The following is a 16,685-nucleotide window of genomic DNA, read 5'->3' as shown; positions in this document are numbered from 1 at the left end:
GCCGCGCGCCCCCCGCCCCCGCGTCGAGGCCGTCGCGACGGCGGCGCCACCGACGGCGGCGAGGGCGTGGGGACAGTTCCGACCGGGGATATCGCCGTCATGCGCCCACCGCCCGAGTCAGCCCCCGCACGAGGTCGTCGAGGTAGCCGATGCGCATGATCCGCAGCGCACCGACGCGCACGACGGTGGCCGGGGACTCGGGCGCGGCCACGACCGCGACCACCTCGACCCCCGGCGCGAAGTGCGACGCGGCGGCGCGCAGGCGGCGGGCAGGCACGGTCGACCCGCACACCACGAAGACGAGCGAGGCGTCGGGCGCCTGTTCGGCGACCACGCGGGCCAGCGCGGCGACCGACGCGGCACCGGGCGTCTCGTCGATGCCGCTCAGGTCGTCGAGCAGCTCCCGCCGCCCCCGCGATCGCAGCCGGCCCGCCTCACCGCGGGTGCGTGGAGCGCCGGCGAAGACCGACAGGCTCGTGCCGTCGGCGATCGCCCGGGTGCCGATCGACCCGACCGCGCTCACGGCGAGCTCGAACTCCTCGTCGGAGGCGTAGTCGTCGGGCGCGAGCGACTGCAGCACGATCAGGTGGCTCCGCCGGGTCTGCTCGAACTGCCGCACGAGGAAGCTGCCCGTCTTGGCGGTGCTCTTCCAGTGGATGTGACGCCGGTCGTCCCCCGCCACATACGGCCTGAGTGCGTGGAACGCGATGTCGCTGTCGGTGAGGTCGGGGGTCGCGATGCCCTCCAGATCGCGCAGCAGTCCGCTCGTCGAGACCGTGAGGGCAGCGGTCGCCGGATGCACGTACAGCACCGCCCGCCCGCTCCGCGGCGACTCGCGCCGGGCGAACCCGAACGGATCGCGGCGCACCAGCGTCACGGGCCCCAGCTGCACGATCCCCCGCCGCCCGGCCGGCACCGGCAGCCGCACCTCGCGGGACTCCCCCGCTGCGACAGGCGGCAGACGGATGCTCGCCACCGCGTCGCCCACGGGCAGCTCGGCATCCTGACCCCGCTGCGCTCTGCCGCGCTGGCGCCGCCCGCCCCGACCGCCTCCGTCGCTCTGACCACCACCGCTCTGACTATCGCCGTCGCCGGTCACGCGGACGACGACCGTCGCCGTGCCGCCCGCGACGACCTGGCGTTCGAGCACCGAGATGTCGACCCCGCCCGAGCTGCGGCCGACGAGGAAGAGGGCGGCGACCACCGCGAGCAGGGTGGCGGCGAGGCCGACGACGACGAACTCGGTCCAGCCGAGGGCGACGCCGAGCCCGAGCCCGATGACGGCGGCCGCCACGACGGCCCACCCCGCGGCCGACACGGCGACCGGACGGACCGCGGCCACGGTGGGCGCGGCGGAATCGGGCTGCCGAGCATCCGTCGACCGGCCACCGAAGCCGGAGACCCCACGACCAGAGCCGGAATCACCGGGGCCGCCGGGACCGCCGGTGCGAGGACCGACGAGGTCGCCGGTGCGAGGCCCGCCGGGGTCGCTGGGGTTGCCTGTGCCGGGGTCGCCTGCGCCAGGACCGCCGGGGCCGGCGGAGCGGCCGGGGCCACGGGGGCGGCCGGGGCCGGGTCGTCGACCGGTCATGCCCCCGGTGCGTCCCCGGGAGGTGCGACGTCGAGCAGCACACGCGAGATGACGCCGAGGGCCGTGACGCCGTCGAACTCCGCCTCGGGGTCGAGCACGAGGCGGTGCGCGAGCACGGGGCCCGCGAGCGCCTTGACGTCGTCGGGCACGACGTAGTGCCGGCCGTCGGACGCCGCGTAGGTCTTGCTGGCGCGAACCAGGGCGAGCGCGGCGCGCACGCTGCCGCCGAGCCGGGTCTCCTCGGCGTCGCGGGTGGCCTGCACGAGGCGGGTGACGTAGTCGTTGATCGCCGCGTCGACGTGCACCGAGCGGGCCTCGGACGCCAGGAGGGTGACGCCCTCGGCCGTGATCACCGCCGGCTTCGCCTCGCCGTGGGCGCGCTCGGTGGCTCCCTCGAGGATGCGCAGCGTCGTCGCGTGGTCGGGGTAGCCGATGGACGTCTTGATCAGGAAGCGGTCGAGCTGCGCCTCGGGCAGCCGGTAGGTGCCCGCCTGCTCGATCGGGTTCTGGGTCGCGATCACCATGAACGGCTCCCCGACCGGGTGGGAGACCCCGTCGACCGTGACGCGCCCCTCTTCCATCACCTCGAGCAGCGCCGCCTGGGTCTTGGGGCTCGCGCGGTTGATCTCGTCGGCGAGCACCACGTTGGCGAAGACCGGCCCGGGGTGGAAGTCGAAGGCACCCGTGCGCTGGTCGTACACGCTGACACCCGTGATGTCGCCGGGCAGCAGGTCGGGCGTGAACTGCAGGCGGCTCGACGAGCCCCGCACGCTGTCGGCGATCGCCCGCGCCAGCGAGGTCTTGCCCGTTCCCGGCGCGTCCTCCAGGAGCAGGTGGCCCTCGCTGAACAGGGCGACCAGCGCGAGTCGGATGACGTGCGCCTTGCCGTGCAGCGTCTGCTCGATCGTCGCGGTGAGGCGGTCGAAGACGTCGGCGAACCGGGCCGCCTGTTCGCTCGTCATCGTCATCGTGGTGCTGCCTCTCTGTTAGCCACGGTACACATAGTGGTGGTCGCCGATCTGCACCGCGAGACCGGCGTCGCCGGGGGCCGCCGGGGTCGCCGGGGTGCAGGAACCGGGCAGCACGATCTGCCCGCCGGGCTCCCCCTCGGGGGTGATCGCCCCCGTACCGCAGGTGTAGCCGGGCGTCAGGGTTCCGTTCACCGGCTCGCCCGCCCAGGTCCAGCGGGTGCCGTCGTAGCTCGGTGCTCGGTCGAAGGCGAAGGTGAGCGACGGCTCGGGCGCCGTGACGGTGTCGGAGAACGATCCGCACACCTCCGCCGCCCCCCAGCGGTTGCAGGCCTGCAGCTGGAAGCGGTACGCCTCACCGAAGGCGCCGCCCGTGAGCGAGCGCGGGAAGCCGCCGAGGGTGAACGACTGCGCCTCCCCGGTCGGCGACCCTCCGGCGTCGACCCGGCGCACCCGGTAGCGGGTGTCTCCCGAGAGCGTGCCCGACACCGGCGCGGCGAGCACCTGCGCGTCGAACTCGGTGCCCGTCTGAACCATGGCGACCGAGACCTGCCCCGCCTGCACCTGGCCCGGGCTCGGATAGGCGACCGCCGCCGCCACCGGCGAGGCGACGCAGCCGGCCGCGTTGTAGCCCCACACCACGAAGCCGTAGGCCGCGTCGACGTCGGTCAGCCCGGTGAAGGTCGCAGAGCCGGCGCCAGCGCCGAGCGCCTGCTGCACGAGCACGTCGCCGCCCACCACGGGTGCCGTCGGCCGGCCCGGCGCGGGTGTCGAGACCGAGCAGGCCTGAGCCCCGGTCGGCTGACCGGCCCCCGGGCGGAGCGCCTGGGCGTAGTAGCCGGCCACCGCGCTGCCGTTGCCCTCGAACTCCGGCCAGCTGACGACGACGGTTCCGGGGCCGGCCTCCGGGGTGGCCACCGCGGTGATCGCGGATGCGGCCGGCGCCCCGTAGGGCGTGCCTGATGCACCGGCCGACGGCCAGGCCGCGAGCGGTGGGTAGGCGCCGTTCCGCGCGGTGACGACCACGTCGACCGAGGAGCCGTTCTGGAGGCCGGTGATCGTGGTCGAGCATCCGTCGCCCGCGCAGCTCGCGGCGTCGACCGTCGCGGCGGACACCCCGTTCGCCGTGACGTCGTACTGGCGCACGGCCGAGCCTCCGGCGGGCACCGTGGCCGGCGCCCAGCGCACGACGAGGGCGCCGTCGAGCGGGGCGAGCTCGGGGGTGCCCGGTGCGGACGGCAGCAGGTCGGACCAGACCGGGGCCGAGTAGCTCCGCGCATCCGAGACACCGATGGCGTTCACGGCCGAGACGCTCAGCGTGACGGCGGAGCCCGGCCCGTTGCCCGGGGTGCCGACGTCGCAGCTCGTGCTCGCGCACCGGGTCGTCGTCACCTCCCCGGCGGCGGTGCGGGCCTCGATCTCGAAGCCGCTGATGGGAGCATTGTTGGCCGGACCCGGGGAGAACGCCAGCCGCACGCTGCGATCGCCGAAACCGGTCACCGACAGGCCGGTCACGGGAGCCGGCCGATCGGCGACCGAGATGCGCACGGTGCCCCAGGCGGCGCGGGACGGGTCACCGGTCGCGTCGAGCACCTGGTACTGCACGGCGATGTCGGCGGCGGGGGCGTCGGGGGCGACCGTGATGGCGAGCACGCTGCCGGAGGTGCCTTCGCTGCCGGTCGCGATGCTCACCCCCGCGGGGAGCCGGGCGCGGTCGAGGCCCCGCACGGCGGTGACCCGCAGCGGCGTGGCCGGGAACGGGTTCGTCGCGGCGTCGTTCTCGAGCACGTCGACCGTGGTGGTACGGCCCCGGGGCGCCACGATCGCGTCGGGCGCCGGCGCGGCGAGGGGACGGGTCGAGGGCACCACCGACACCGCGATGCGCCCGGTCGTGGTGGCGGTGCCGTCGCCGTTCGCCGTGACCTCGACGCTCAGCTCACCGGCGGTGCCGATCGGGGCACCGGGCGCGGCAGTCACGGTGAGGGCGCCGCCGATCAGCACGGCCTCGAACCCGCTCGGCGGAGTGCCCTTCAGCGCGAAGGCGAGCGGGCCGGGTGTCGCCGAGGTCGTGAGCCGGGACAGGTCGATGACCTTCTGCTGACCGGGCTCGAACTCGACGACCGCCCCGGCGAAGACCGGGGGCTGGTTCTCGCGCGGTGTCACGGTGATCGGCAGCACCAGTGTCGCCCGCCGGGCCGAAGGGCCGTCGCCGTCGGCCACCTCGAACGACAGCGAGGCGGGGCCGAAGTAGCGGTCGGCGCTGCGGAAGGCGAGCGTGTCGTCGCCGATCACCAGGGCACCGCCGTCGGCGTGCGTCGCGCGCACCGCGGTGGGGTCGGTGATCCGCACGGGGCGGCCGCCGACCGCGACGACGACGTCGTTCACGTCGACCTCGAGCAGCGCTCCCGAGACGACCTCGAGCGTCGGCAGCCCCTGCCGCAGCTGGGGCAGGGCGTCGTCGGTGCCGGGCACCCAGACGAAGCCCGACGAGCGCACCGCCGGGTCGTCGGGATGGGCCACGGTGAACGGGATCACCTGCGCGGACCCGCCGATCCGCACCCGCACGCGGCCGTCCACCACGCGAGCGGTGTCGGAGAAGCCATCCTGCACGGTCAGGGCGAGGTCGCTCGGCGATCCCTCGGCGAAGAACACGTTCTTCCGCACGTCGACGTCGACCTCGGTGCGGTCGAGGATGTCGCCGAGCGTGAGCACCGTGTCGTCGACGACCGGTCGCGCGAGCGGGGCGTCGGGGTCGACGTCGATCGTCGCGAAGCTCGATCCCGTGCCGCCCTGGTCGTCGGCGACCGTGTAGATGACGCTGTAGCGGCCGGGGTCGTCGGGCGCACGGATGCTCAGCAGCCGACCCTCGATCGTCACCGCCGCCACCGCCTCCCCGGCCGACGCGGTCGCCGGCCCGCCGCCGACCGCTGCTCCCCCGAGACCGGTGAGCGGCTCGACGGCCGCGATGCTCAGCGGGCTGCCGCCGGGAGCCGAGTCGTTGTCGAGCACCCGCAGCAGGACCGTGCGCCCGGGTCGCACTCGCACCTCGTCGGGCGTGGCGACCGGATTTCGAGCACCGTCGGGGCGCGGGCCGATGCCCACCCGCACCGTGCCGCTCGCCTCGGCCCCCAGGCGGTCGACGACGGTGTAGCCGAACACGTCCGTGCCCGAGGAGTACTCGCCGGCGGCGAACTCGATCCAGTCGGGGCCCGTCTCGACGACCTGCCCCTTGGCCGGCGTCGAGTCGATGCCGCGGAACTGCACCGAGTCGCCGTCGGGGTCGATGCCCTGGATCGGCACGCTGATGCGCACGGTCTCGCCCGCGATCACCCTCGCGGTGACGAGCGCCGGCACCGGGGCGGCGTTCACCGTCGCATCGGCCTCACGCACGCTGATGGTGACCGACGCCGTCGCCCACTGTCCGTCAGGAGCGTCGACCCGGTACACGGCGGTCACGTCACCCGGTGTCGAGGGTGCGAGGAAGCGAAGGCGGTCGCCCGAGGCGAAGAGCAGTCCGGCCTCCGCGGCCGGGGCGGTGACGAGCTCGGGGTCGAGACTCAGCCGGTCACCGTCGGGGTGCACGTCGTTGGCGAGCACCGGGATGTCGACGACGTCGCCGACCCGCACCGCCGCCCGGTCGGGCACGGCGGTCGGAGGCTGACGCACGGCGGGCTCGGGGATCTCGACCACGGTGACCGTGCCCTGCGCGGCGGTGAAGCCGTTGGTGACGATGTAGCCGGCGGTGGCGCGCCCGCCGGTGAGCGGGCCCGTGAGGGTGACGCGGAGCATCCGCTGCTCGATCACCTCGACGCGCAGGGCAGGATCGGTCGCGCCGTCGGCGCCGGTGACGATGAGCACACCGCCCGCCGGGTCGAAGTCGCCGGCGAGCACATCGACCGGCACCTCGGCGCCCTGCCGGGCGAAGGCCGCGTGGGGCACGGTGACCGGGCGCGCGTTGGCGTCGGGGGGCAGGGTCGCCACCACGCGGATGACGCCGGCCGCGCTGCGGCTGCCGTCGCCGACGGCGTAGTCGAGCATCGTGGACCCCGCCGCCTCGGCGGTGATGCGCACGGTGCCGCCGGCGAAGTCGGGGACGATCGCGAACCCCTCGCGGGCGGGCACCCCGGCGAGCCGGAGCCCGGAGCCCCCGCCGGTCACGTGCGCGAGCGGTGAGACCTCGACGGCCTGACCCACCCGGGCGAGCACGACGAAGCCCTCGGCCCGCAGCGGCACCTGGTCGGGCGGGTGCACCTCGGCCGTGAACGACCCCGTCGTCGAGGCGACACCGTCGCCCACCGTGACGGTGACCTCCTTCGTGCCCGTGGTCGCGCCGGCGTCGGTGACGGTGACGATGCCCTCGGGGGTCCAGCTGACGGTGTCGGGCGCCGCGATCGTCGCCGACTGCAGGTAGAAGGCGTCGCCGTCGGGGTCGTACCAGTCGCCGCGGAGATCGAGCTCCGCCCGGCCGCCGAGACCGAGGTCGAGCAGCTCGCGCGTGCTCTGCACCGGGGGCGAGTTCTCGTCGTCGCCGCGGAGCGTCACCCGGACCACGGCGTCGTCGGTGCCCCCGTGGCCGTCGGAGATCGTGTAGCCGAACTCGAGCACACCGCTCGCGCCCGCCGGCGTCGTCAGCTGGAGCTGCTGGTCGTCGGACACGAGGTCGACCGTGAAGCCCGCGCCCTCCGGCAGGGCGACGGAATCGATGACGATGACGTCGTCGTTCGGGTCGACGTCGTTCTGCAGCACCGGCAGCACGACCGAGCGGCCCGGGCGTGCGCCGAGCTCGTCGTCGGCCGCGACGGGTGGCTGCTGGTCGGGGTCGGGGGCCTCGTCGACGTCGGCGGCCACCTCGGTGCTCGTGGGGCGGGCGGTGGTGTCGGGGAGCAGGGCGTCCCAGTCGTCGATGGGGGCGTTGCCGCGGGTGACGTCCCAGGAGCGGCCGCTGGCCGCGTCGCTGAGCAGCACGCCGCCGGTGCCGTTCGTGCGGAAGACGAGGCGGTCTCCGGAGGCCGCGCCGGGCAGCCGGCCGTCGGCGCCGCCTGCGGCCGCCGAGGGGCGGCGGGAGGGCGCGGCTGTTGGGTCGACCGCGGTGAAGCCGACGCCGTCGGCGAGACCCGTTCCGCCGATCGTGCTGCCGCCGTCGCCCCGGTCGTCGTCGGCGCCGGCGCGGTCGTCGCAGCCCGTCCAGGTGCGGCCGTCAGTCCAGGCCGCGAACCAGCAGCCGTCGATCTGCACCGGAGCGGTCGAGGTGCCGGAGTGGCCGTCCGAGAGCACCTCCACCGCGCCGTCGGCCAGTGCGACCGAGAGGAGAGCCGCCGGTGTCGCCACCAGCACGTTGTCCGCGCCCTCCGACGGGCTCTGCAGCCAGGTGGCGGGCGGCTCGGCACCCGCACCCACCGCACTCGATCCGGAGCCGGAGGAGGCATCGGCTCCGCCCTGATCAACGGAGTCGGCCGGCTGGTCGCCCGGCGGTGGCGATCCGCCGGCATCTCCTGCGCCCGACCCGGTGCCGAGATCGACGGGCACGCTGCCCTCGGCGGTGATCAGGCGGCCCGCGGACCGGTCGAGCACCACCCAGCGGTCACCGACCGCGCTGATCGCCAGGTCGGCGTCGGGGGTCACGTCGAGGGCTCGAGCATCCGCTCTCTCACCGCGCGCCAGAGCGTCGGGGTCGACGCTCTGCACCGAGCCGCTCGCCGCCGAGACCGCGACGACGGTGCCCGCGGCGGTGACGGCCGTGGCGCCGCCGACCCCGAGCGTGAGGTCGGGCGGGCTCGCGGGGTCGAAGGTCGCGAGGGCGGCGACCGGGATGATCCAGACGTCGCCGGAGGCCCGGGCGGTGACGACCGCGGTGTTTCCGGCGAGCGCCACCTCGACGTCGCCGGAGGGCAGCGGGAACGTGTCGGACACCTCGGCGGACGCCGTGTCGACGAGCCGGCCCTCCCCGCCGCCCTCGTCGAGCACGACGACGTGCTGCCCCGACTGCGCGACCGAGAGCGACCCCGACTCCATGCGGATGGCCGTGTTCAGCTCGCCCACCTGGGGGTTCGCGCGACCGACGGCCTGGTGCAGGTCGCTCGTGACCCAGACGGCCGCGTCGTCGAGGTCGACCTTCTGCGCGTCGTACCCCGTGGACACGACGGCGGTCACCGCGACCACCGCCGCGATCAGCGCACCGACGCCGATGCTCGCGGCGAGAGAGCGGCGGCGGAGCTCGGTGCCGCTCCCGGTCGATCTCACGGCAGGCTCGCGCACGTCTCGGCGCCGGCGTCGCCCGAGCGGCCCTCGCGCACGACCGTCACGGTGATGCAGACGGGTGTCGTGTCGTTCGGGAACGCGGCGAACTCACTGCTGCGCTGCACCGAGGTCTCCCCCGTGGAGGTGTCGACGCGGAAGCTGTCGCCCTCGGTGAGGCCCGGGTCGTTCCACCGGAACAGGATGCGCCCGTCGGCCACCTCGGTGGTGATCTCGCCGACCCGCGGGAGGTCGTCGCCCCGCGGCAGCATGGCCAGGCCGGCGGCGACCGCTCCCCCGGCGACGACGACCACGGCGATCACGACGCCGGCCACGAAGGCCGGGCGGCGAACCCTTCGGCGCCCTCTGACGGTGCCGGCACCCCTGCCTGCGTCAGTACCCGCGCCCCCACGTCCGGCGGCCGCGCGGTCACCTCCTGCCGAGCGGCTACCGGAGCTCCGTCCTCCCGTGGACCCGTCGGCGTCGACGCCCCCTCCCGCGCGACGGGGGCGCCTCGCCTCGGTGGGACCCGCGGCAAGCTGCGTGCGGTCGGCGCGGTCGAGCCCGTTCGGCCGGTCACGGTCGTACTCGACGGCCCACTCGGCGCGAGCGACCTCCACGCCCGTCGGCGCGAGGCCGAGCTCGGTCTCGATCGCCTGCAGCTCGTGGAGCAGCTCGAGCGCCGACGCGGGGCGGTCGCCGGGCCTCTTCGACATCCCGCGGACCAGAGCCCGCTCGAGCGAGGCCGGCACGTCGGGGCGGCCGAGGGGTGCGGGCCTGGCCTTGACGATCCGGGTGGTGAGCTCGGACGAGCTCGTCGACACCGCCCCCGGCACCTCGAACGGCGAGCGCCCGGCGAGCAGGGAGTACAGCGTCGCCGCGAGACCCCACACCTCGGACGCGATGGTGCCTTGGGTCTGTTCGGACACGACCTCGGGAGCCGACCACGGAACCGACAGGCCCACGGCGTCGGCGCCCGCCGAGCGCCCGCGGGTCGACTGGGCGATGCCGAAGTCGGAGAGCACCGGCGCACCGTAGGCCGTGACGAGGATGTTCGACGGTTTCACGTCGCGGTGCAGGATGCCCTGCTGGTGGGCGGTGTGCAGGGCTCCCGCGATCTTCACCCCGATGCGCAGCACCTCGGGCACCGGCAGGGGCTCCTGCCGGTAGCGCTGACCGAGCGACGAGGAGCAGAGCTCCATCACGAGGTAGGGCCGGCCGTCGCCCGACACCCCGGCCTCGTACACGGTGAGGATGGACGGATGCGCGCTCAGCCCCGCCATCAGATCGGCCTCGACCTGGAACATGCGTCGCACCTGCTCGTTGACGACCTCGGGCAGCATGACCTTCACCGCCACCTGGCGGCGCGGCATGTTCTGCTCGAACAGGAACACGTCGGCGAACCCGCCCGAGCCCAGCACGCGCACCGGGGTGAACCCGGGGAGCGTGGGGGGCGGCGAGGGGAGGCGGCGCGGCACGGTGCGGCCTAGGGCTGCGAGGCGTCGCGGTCGCCCGCGCGTTCATCGGCGTCGCCCGCGGGCGCACCGTCGTTCTCGTCGGACTCCACGTCGACCACGACGACCGTCACGTTGTCGCGCCCGCCGTTGGCGAGCGATGCGGCGACGAGCTCGTTCGCGGCCCGCTCGGCCGTGGGCGAGATGGAGAGGTAGTGCCGGATGCCGACGTCGGTGAGCTCCTTGGTGAGCCCGTCGGAGCAGATCAGCACCCGCTGCCCGGCGACCACCGGAATGGTCGAGTAGTCGGGGATGGGCCGCTCGTGGAACCCGACCGCTCGCGTGATGACGTTGCTGTCGGGGTGGCGCTCCGCCTGCTCGGGCGTGATCAGCCCCGCGTCGATGAGCTCCTGCACCACGGAGTGGTCGACGGTGAGCTGCTGCAGCTCGCCGTCCTGCAGCAGGTAGACACGGGAGTCGCCGATGTTGAAGACCATCCAGGCGAGGTCGTCGTCCACCTCGGCGAGCGCGACCCCGGTGACGGTGGTGCCCGTTCCGAGCACGGACTCGTCGCCCACGCGGTCGATGTCGGTCAGCGCCTCGGCGAGCGCCTCCTCGATGCGGTCGGCGGTGGTGACGGCGTCGCCGATCTCCCCGAGCCGGTCGACCACGGCGGCGGAGGCGACGTCACCGGCCGAGTGTCCGCCCATGCCGTCGGCGACCGCGAAGACCGGGATGTCGGAGATCGAGCTGTCCTCGTTGCCGGCCCGCTTGTTGCCCTTGTCGCTGATGGCGGCCCAGGAGAGGGTGACCTGGCGGGGCACGGCGCCGTCGCGCGTGACGCTGACCCGCGCACTCGTTCGACCGATCTGGGTCACGGTGACTGCTCCTGACGACGTTCCGGAACCCTACGGTGTGATCCCGGTGCTATTTCGGTCTGTGGCGAGCTGCGGATGACGGTCCCGTCGCCGGTTCCGACGATAGTCGACCCACCCCCGACCACCGAATCACCGTGCCGCGGAAACGCGGGTGCGTGGACTACGGAGTGCCCGGTGATGCCGACGTGGTTGTTCCGGGGCGATGACGACGGAATCCGCGTTATCGGGGGCTTCGACCTACGGATCCGCTTGCCCGAGGGCCGATCACCTGACAGGATCGAAGCATGAGCACGAAGCCGAAGCCCTCCGCTCTCGACGACACCTCCAAGGCGATCATCGAGCAGCTGCAAGACGACGGGCGCCGCTCCTATGCCGAGATCGGCAAGGCGGTCGGTCTGTCGGAGGCAGCGGTGCGGCAGCGGGTGCAGAAGCTCACCGAGTCGGGCGTCATGCAGATCGTGGCCGTCACCGACCCGCTGCAGCTCGGCTTCTACCGTCAGGCCATGATCGGCCTCAAGGTCTCCGGCGACACCCGCGAGGTCGCCGACGCCCTGGCCGCCATGCCGGCGGTCGACTACGTGGTGCTCACCGCGGGAACGTTCGACATCCTGGCCGAAGTCGTCTGCGAAGACGACGACGACCTCATCGCCCTGCTGAACTCCGAGATCCGGAAGCTCGACGGCGTGCAGTCCACCGAAACATTCGTCTATTTGAAGCTGCACAAGCAGCTCTACAACTGGGGTACACGATGACCACCACCGAACAGCCCGTCACGTCCACCGGCACCGGAGCCCCTCTCGGCGGGCGGGCCGCGCGCTCCGACGCCGAGCTCCAGCAGATGGCGAAGGACCACCTGTGGATGCACTTCTCCCGCCAGTCGGTGATGGAGTCGGGCGGCGGCGTGCCGATCATCACCAAGGGTGAGGGTCACCACATCTGGGACTCCACCGGCAAGAAGTACATCGACGGCCTGTCGGGCCTGTTCGTGGTGAACGCCGGTCACGGACGGCGCCGTCTCGCCGAGGTCGCGGCGAAGCAGGCCGAGGAGCTCGCCTTCTTCCCGATCTGGTCGTACGCCCATCCGTCGGCCATCGAACTCGCCGACCGCCTGGCCGACCTCGCGCCCGGTGACCTGAACCGCGTCTTCTTCTCCACCGGCGGCGGCGAGGCCGTCGAGACGGCCTTCAAGCTGGCGAAGCACTACTGGAAGCTCCAGGGACGGCCCACCAAGCACAAGGTCATCTCGCGCTCGATCGCCTATCACGGCACGCCGCAGGGTGCTCTCGCGATCACCGGAATCCCCGCGATGAAGGAGATGTTCGAGCCGGTCACGCCCGGTGGCTTCCGGGTGCCGAACACGAACTACTACCGTGCTCACGAGATGGGCTTCGAGGGCACCGAGGAGGCCTTCGGGCTGTGGGCCGCGAACCGCATCGAGGAGATGATCCAGTTCGAGGGCCCCGAGACCGTGGCCGCGATCTTCCTCGAGCCGGTGCAGAACTCGGGCGGGTGCTTCCCGCCGCCTCCCGGCTACTTCCAGCGCGTGCGCGAGATCTGCGACAAGTACGACGTACTGCTCGTCAGCGACGAGGTGATCTGTGCGTTCGGGCGCATCGGCAACTACTTCGCCTGCGACACCTACGGCTACCAGCCCGACATGATCACCTGCGCGAAGGCGATGACGAGCGGCTACTCCCCCATCGGTGCGACCATCGTGAACGAGCGGGTGTACGAACCGTTCAAGCACGGCCAGACGGCGTTCTACCACGGGTACACCTTCGCCGGGCATCCGGTCTCGGCGGCCGTCGCGCTCGAGAACCTCGACATCTTCGAGGAGGAGAAGCTGAACGAGCGCGTGCGGGAGAACTCGCCGCTGTTCCGCCAGACGCTCGAGAAGCTCACCGACCTGCCGATCGTCGGCGACGTGCGCGGCGACGGGTACTTCTTCGGCATCGAACTGGTCAAGGACAAGGCGACGAAGGAGACCTTCGACGACGACGAGTCGGAGCGCCTGCTGCGCGGCTTCCTGTCGAAAGCGCTGTTCGACGCCGGACTCTACTGCCGGGCCGACGACCGGGGCGACCCGGTGATCCAGCTGGCTCCGCCGCTGACGATCGGGCCGAGCGAGTTCGACGAGATCGAGCAGATCCTGCGGGGCGTGCTCTCCGAGGCCTGGACGCGGCTCTAGGCCCCGCCCGCGCGCATGACGGCGACCGACTACCGCGACCTCTCGTTCTGGTTCGACTCGCTGGCCGGGTCGGGGCGTGACGACCTCACACCCCGCCCGGGCCTCGCCGGCGATCAGCGCACCGACGTGTGCATCATCGGCGGCGGGCTGACCGGGCTGTGGACCGCGTACTACCTCAAGCGCGCGAACCCGTCGCTCGCGATCACGATCGTCGAGAAGCACATCGCGGGCTTCGGAGCGTCGGGGCGGAACGGCGGCTGGTGCTCGGCCCTGTTTCCGACGTCGACGGCCGGGCTCCGTCGCGCCTACGGCGACGAGGCCGCGATCGCGATGCGGCAGGCGATGATCGACACGGTCGACGAGGTCGGCCGGGTCGTCGCCGCGGAGGACATCGACTGCGACTACGCCAAGGGCGGCACGATCACGTTCGCCCGAGGTGGGGTGCAGCTCGCGGCGGCCCGGGCCGAGGTCGAGGCGGCGAGCGCCTTCGGCCCCGACCGTCTGGAACTCGTCACGCCGAGTACCGGCGACACCGCCGGCGGACCGGGCACCGACGACGGGAGAGGCAACACTGCCGGCAACGCGAGCCCGGGCCAACGTGAAGTCGACGCGGGCGACCGTCGCGATGTCGGTGCCGTGGGCGGTGTCCCCTCCGGAGCGCCGTCCAGTCGTTCGGCAGCACTGCGGCAGGCGCTCGGGGCCACCGGGGCGTCGGCCGCGTCCTTCGATCCGTCCTGCGCCCGGCTGCAGCCCGCGAAGCTCGTCCGCGGTCTTGCGGCGGTGGTGGAGCGGATGGGCGTGGTGATCGCCGAGCAGACCGAGGTGGTGGAGTGGGCGCCGCGGCGTGTGCTCTGCCAGGGTGCGGCCGGGCAGTCGCTCGTGCACTGCGACACCGTCGTGATCGCCACCGAGGGGTACGGCGCGACGCTGCCCGGCGTGCGGCGGCGCATCCTGCCCCTGTACTCGCTGATGATCGCGACCGAGCCGCTGCCGGCCGCACTCTGGGACGAGCTGGGCATCGAGCACGGCACCACCTTCTCCGACTACCGCCATCTGCTCGTGTACGGGCAGCGCACCGCCGACGACCGCTTCGCCTTCGGCGGTCGCGGCGCCCGCTATCACTGGGGCAGCAGCATCACGCCCGACCACGACCGCTCGGCCGCCGTGTTCGCTCATCTGGAACGTGCGCTCATCGACCTCTTCCCCGCCGCCGAGGGCGCCGAGGTCACCCACCGCTGGGGTGGACCGCTCGGCGTTCCCCGTGACTGGCACGCCTCGGCGAGCTACAACCCGCGCACCGGCGTGGCGTTCGCGGGCGGGTACGTGGGCGACGGCCTCAGCACGACGAACCTCGCGGGCCGCACCCTCGCCGACCTGATCGGCGGTCGCGAGACGGAGCTCACCGGGCTGCCGTGGGTGAACCATCGCTCGCCGCGCTGGGAACCGGAGCCCCTCCGCTTCATCGGCGCGAACCTCGGCCTCCTCGGCACGACCGCCGCCGACGCGGAGGAGGCACTCACCGGCCGCCCCTCGATCGCGGCCCGCCTCCTCGGCCCCCTCACCGGCCACTGATTCGGGGTGTGGCAGCTGGATGCCCTCACAGACCTCTGACCTGTCCCTCATATCCACGGCTGACCGGTTGCTCCCCTCCATGGCCGACCTGCGGCTCACCTCTTCGGCGCACTCACCGACCACCGACCCGCGGGATGGCAGCTGGGTTCCTTCATGGACCACTGACCTACCGCTCACCTCCATGGCTGACATGCGGCGCACCATTGTGGCCGGTCTGCCGCATACCTCCTCGGCGCGCCCACCGGCCGATGACCCGCAGACACCAACGATCGCGAGGGATGGGCGGGATGGACAGGCCACCCCGTCACGGTGACGGCGCGTACCCCGGGCACCGGAGCGGGGCGCCCAAAGCTGAGAGACGGAGCCCGAGGGATGGGTCAGTCGAGCCATTGCGGCACCAGGCCCTGGTCGAGGATCTGGCGGAAGAGGTGGGCCAGGGAGCAGGCCGGGTCGGCCGCGAGGCAGTCGTCGAGGTAGGCCGCGGCGACCGTGCCCCGGCCTCGGCACCATTCGAGCCAGGCCAGCATGACGAGCGGAGAGGCGGCGAGCGAGGGCGGCACGCATTCGGCGATGCGGCGGAGCACCTCGACCGATCGGCGGAGCGTCTGATCGCGCGGGGCGTCGTCGGCGGCCCCGAGGAACGTCGAGAACACCGATCCGGCGCGGGCGTCGCTGCCGTCGAGCGATTCGGCCAGCGCCCTGACGGCGCCGTCGAGCCCCCACGCGCACTGCATCAGCACGAGGTCGCGGAGCAGCCGTCGCCTAAGCGGCCAGGCCAGGCGGATGGCGCCGATCTCGGTGGGCAGCCCCGCCGCCGGATCGAGCGCGCTGCACCAGAGCTGGAGCGCCCGCATCGGGTCGACCTCGGCACGCTCCTGGTCCTCGGCGGGGAGACCGAGGGCGGCGAGCGCAGCGCTGGTCAGCTCGTCCGGGATGTGGGACAGGGGCACGAAGGCTCCCCGGTGCAGGTCGGGCGGAGGTGCCGATCGCGTCGAAGGCGCTTGCCCGGGTGTGTCGGCATCGGTCTGCCGGGTGGGCCCGGTCAGCAGCTCGGGCAGGGTGACGGCCTCACCGGTTCGCGGCGGACGCGGCGCGTCGCCGCGCCAGGAGCCGGGCTCGAAGCGGCGGACTACGTCGCCCGAGACCTCCAGCAGCTCACCGATCGAGAATCCGGCCGCGTCCAGCCCCGCGGCCAAAGTGGTCAGCAGCTCGCCGGCAGACGCGGTCGGGTGCCTCGGACGTCTTCGGCGGTTGCGCCGAGGGAGCGGTTCGGTCGACGGCCCCGCGGAGCTCGGTGATGGAGCGAAGTAGACGAAGTCGACGCGGGCCACACCCGTGAGCCGGGAGAGCAGGCCGGTGAGAGTGCCGGCGAGCTGGAGCACGGCGTCGGAGTCGGCTGCTGGGACGGAGACCGGGTCACCAGCCGTGCCGGGATCGGGCGCAGCGGGCAGATCGACGCGCAGAACCGCGAAAGGTCGTCGTCGTCGGCGGATGCGCAGGGCGAGACTGCCCCGCGGCCAGAAGCCGAGCGTGCGGACGATGTCGGCGACGACGTCGACCTCGACGGGATGGACGTCGGAAGGCCGGGCGCCAGACGGGCGGGGTGGGGGTTCGGCGTCGCCACGCCCTCTGGGGGACGGCGGGCGCGGTTCGGCGTCGGGGCGGGGATCAGGCTCCGGCGCCGGGACGGGGACGTGATCGACGGTCACGCCGCGGGGCGGGTGAGCGGCCGGAGGGAGGGTCGTGGGGAGCGCACTGGGGGCGGTCGACGGTGTCATGGCCAAAGTGTGGGCGGGGTGG

At 73.4% G+C, this 16,685-nt stretch carries 9 protein-coding genes; 3 read left to right on the top strand and 6 right to left on the bottom strand.

What is annotated here, in order from left to right; all coding sequences use genetic code 11:
* Positions 1-97: 97 nt before the first annotated feature.
* The 5 genes from ITJ64_RS12325 to ITJ64_RS12305 all read right to left on the bottom strand — a co-directional run bounded on the left by ITJ64_RS12325 (position 98) and on the right by ITJ64_RS12305 (position 11,125).
* Positions 98-1,342: a DUF58 domain-containing protein gene (locus ITJ64_RS12325; RefSeq protein WP_194681090.1), complete on the bottom strand. Its 1,245-nt coding sequence runs from the start codon at positions 1,340-1,342 to the stop codon at positions 98-100.
* Positions 1,343-1,587: 245 nt separating this feature from the next.
* Positions 1,588-2,559 carry a MoxR family ATPase gene (locus ITJ64_RS12320; protein ID WP_194681089.1) on the bottom strand — a complete coding sequence of 324 codons (972 nt, stop codon included), beginning with the start codon at positions 2,557-2,559 and terminating at the stop codon, positions 1,588-1,590.
* 18 nt (positions 2,560-2,577) lie between these two features.
* Positions 2,578-8,799: an Ig-like domain-containing protein gene (locus tag ITJ64_RS12315; RefSeq protein WP_194681088.1), complete on the bottom strand. Its 6,222-nt coding sequence runs from the start codon at positions 8,797-8,799 to the stop codon at positions 2,578-2,580.
* Entirely contained in the window at positions 8,796-10,271 is a 1,476-nt protein-coding gene (locus ITJ64_RS12310) for a serine/threonine-protein kinase (RefSeq protein ID WP_194681087.1), read from the bottom strand. The genes ITJ64_RS12315 and ITJ64_RS12310 overlap by 4 nt, the downstream gene beginning before the upstream one ends.
* Before the next feature lie 8 nt (positions 10,272-10,279).
* On the bottom strand, positions 10,280-11,125 hold the full coding sequence (locus ITJ64_RS12305; protein ID WP_194681086.1) for a protein phosphatase 2C domain-containing protein: 846 nt from the start codon (positions 11,123-11,125) through the stop codon (positions 10,280-10,282).
* A gap of 284 nt (positions 11,126-11,409) precedes the next feature.
* Here ITJ64_RS12305 and ITJ64_RS12300 point away from each other — a divergent pair, with 284 nt between their 5' ends.
* From ITJ64_RS12300 to ITJ64_RS12290, 3 genes are read left to right on the top strand one after another with little or no spacing between them, the layout of a single operon-like run.
* Positions 11,410-11,877 (top strand): Lrp/AsnC family transcriptional regulator, encoded by a 468-nt coding sequence (locus ITJ64_RS12300; RefSeq protein WP_173180713.1) that lies wholly within the window; start codon positions 11,410-11,412, stop codon positions 11,875-11,877.
* Positions 11,874-13,313, top strand: a complete 1,440-nt coding sequence (locus tag ITJ64_RS12295) for an aspartate aminotransferase family protein (RefSeq protein WP_194681085.1) — start codon at positions 11,874-11,876, stop codon at positions 13,311-13,313. Before ITJ64_RS12300 ends, ITJ64_RS12295 begins: the two co-directional genes overlap by 4 nt.
* Before the next feature lie 15 nt (positions 13,314-13,328).
* Positions 13,329-14,885, top strand: a complete 1,557-nt coding sequence (locus tag ITJ64_RS12290) for an FAD-binding oxidoreductase (RefSeq protein ID WP_194681084.1) — start codon at positions 13,329-13,331, stop codon at positions 14,883-14,885.
* 377 nt (positions 14,886-15,262) lie between these two features.
* On the opposite strand, the gene ITJ64_RS12285 is transcribed toward ITJ64_RS12290, so the two are convergent.
* Positions 15,263-16,663 carry a DUF4192 family protein gene (locus tag ITJ64_RS12285; RefSeq protein ID WP_194681083.1) on the bottom strand — a complete coding sequence of 467 codons (1,401 nt, stop codon included), beginning with the start codon at positions 16,661-16,663 and terminating at the stop codon, positions 15,263-15,265.
* Positions 16,664-16,685 lie beyond the last annotated feature (22 nt).

It is taken from the genome of Herbiconiux sp. VKM Ac-1786 (assembly GCF_015350805.1).
Lineage (GTDB): Bacteria > Actinomycetota > Actinomycetes > Actinomycetales > Microbacteriaceae > Herbiconiux.
Note: the sequence above shows the minus strand (reverse complement) of the source record. Positions and strands in the feature narration are given on the sequence as shown.

Excerpts from the sequence above, each read along its gene's own strand:
- ITJ64_RS12295 (WP_194681085.1), top strand. The coding sequence starts at position 11,874 with ATGACCACCACCGAACAGCCCGTCACGTCCACCGGCACCGGAGCCCCT.
- ITJ64_RS12300 (WP_173180713.1), top strand. The coding sequence starts at position 11,410 with ATGAGCACGAAGCCGAAGCCCTCCGCTCTCGACGACACCTCCAAGGCG.
- ITJ64_RS12285 (WP_194681083.1), bottom strand. The coding sequence starts at position 16,663 with ATGACACCGTCGACCGCCCCCAGTGCGCTCCCCACGACCCTCCCTCCG.
- ITJ64_RS12290 (WP_194681084.1), top strand. The coding sequence starts at position 13,329 with ATGACGGCGACCGACTACCGCGACCTCTCGTTCTGGTTCGACTCGCTG.
- ITJ64_RS12320 (WP_194681089.1), bottom strand. The coding sequence starts at position 2,559 with ATGACGATGACGAGCGAACAGGCGGCCCGGTTCGCCGACGTCTTCGAC.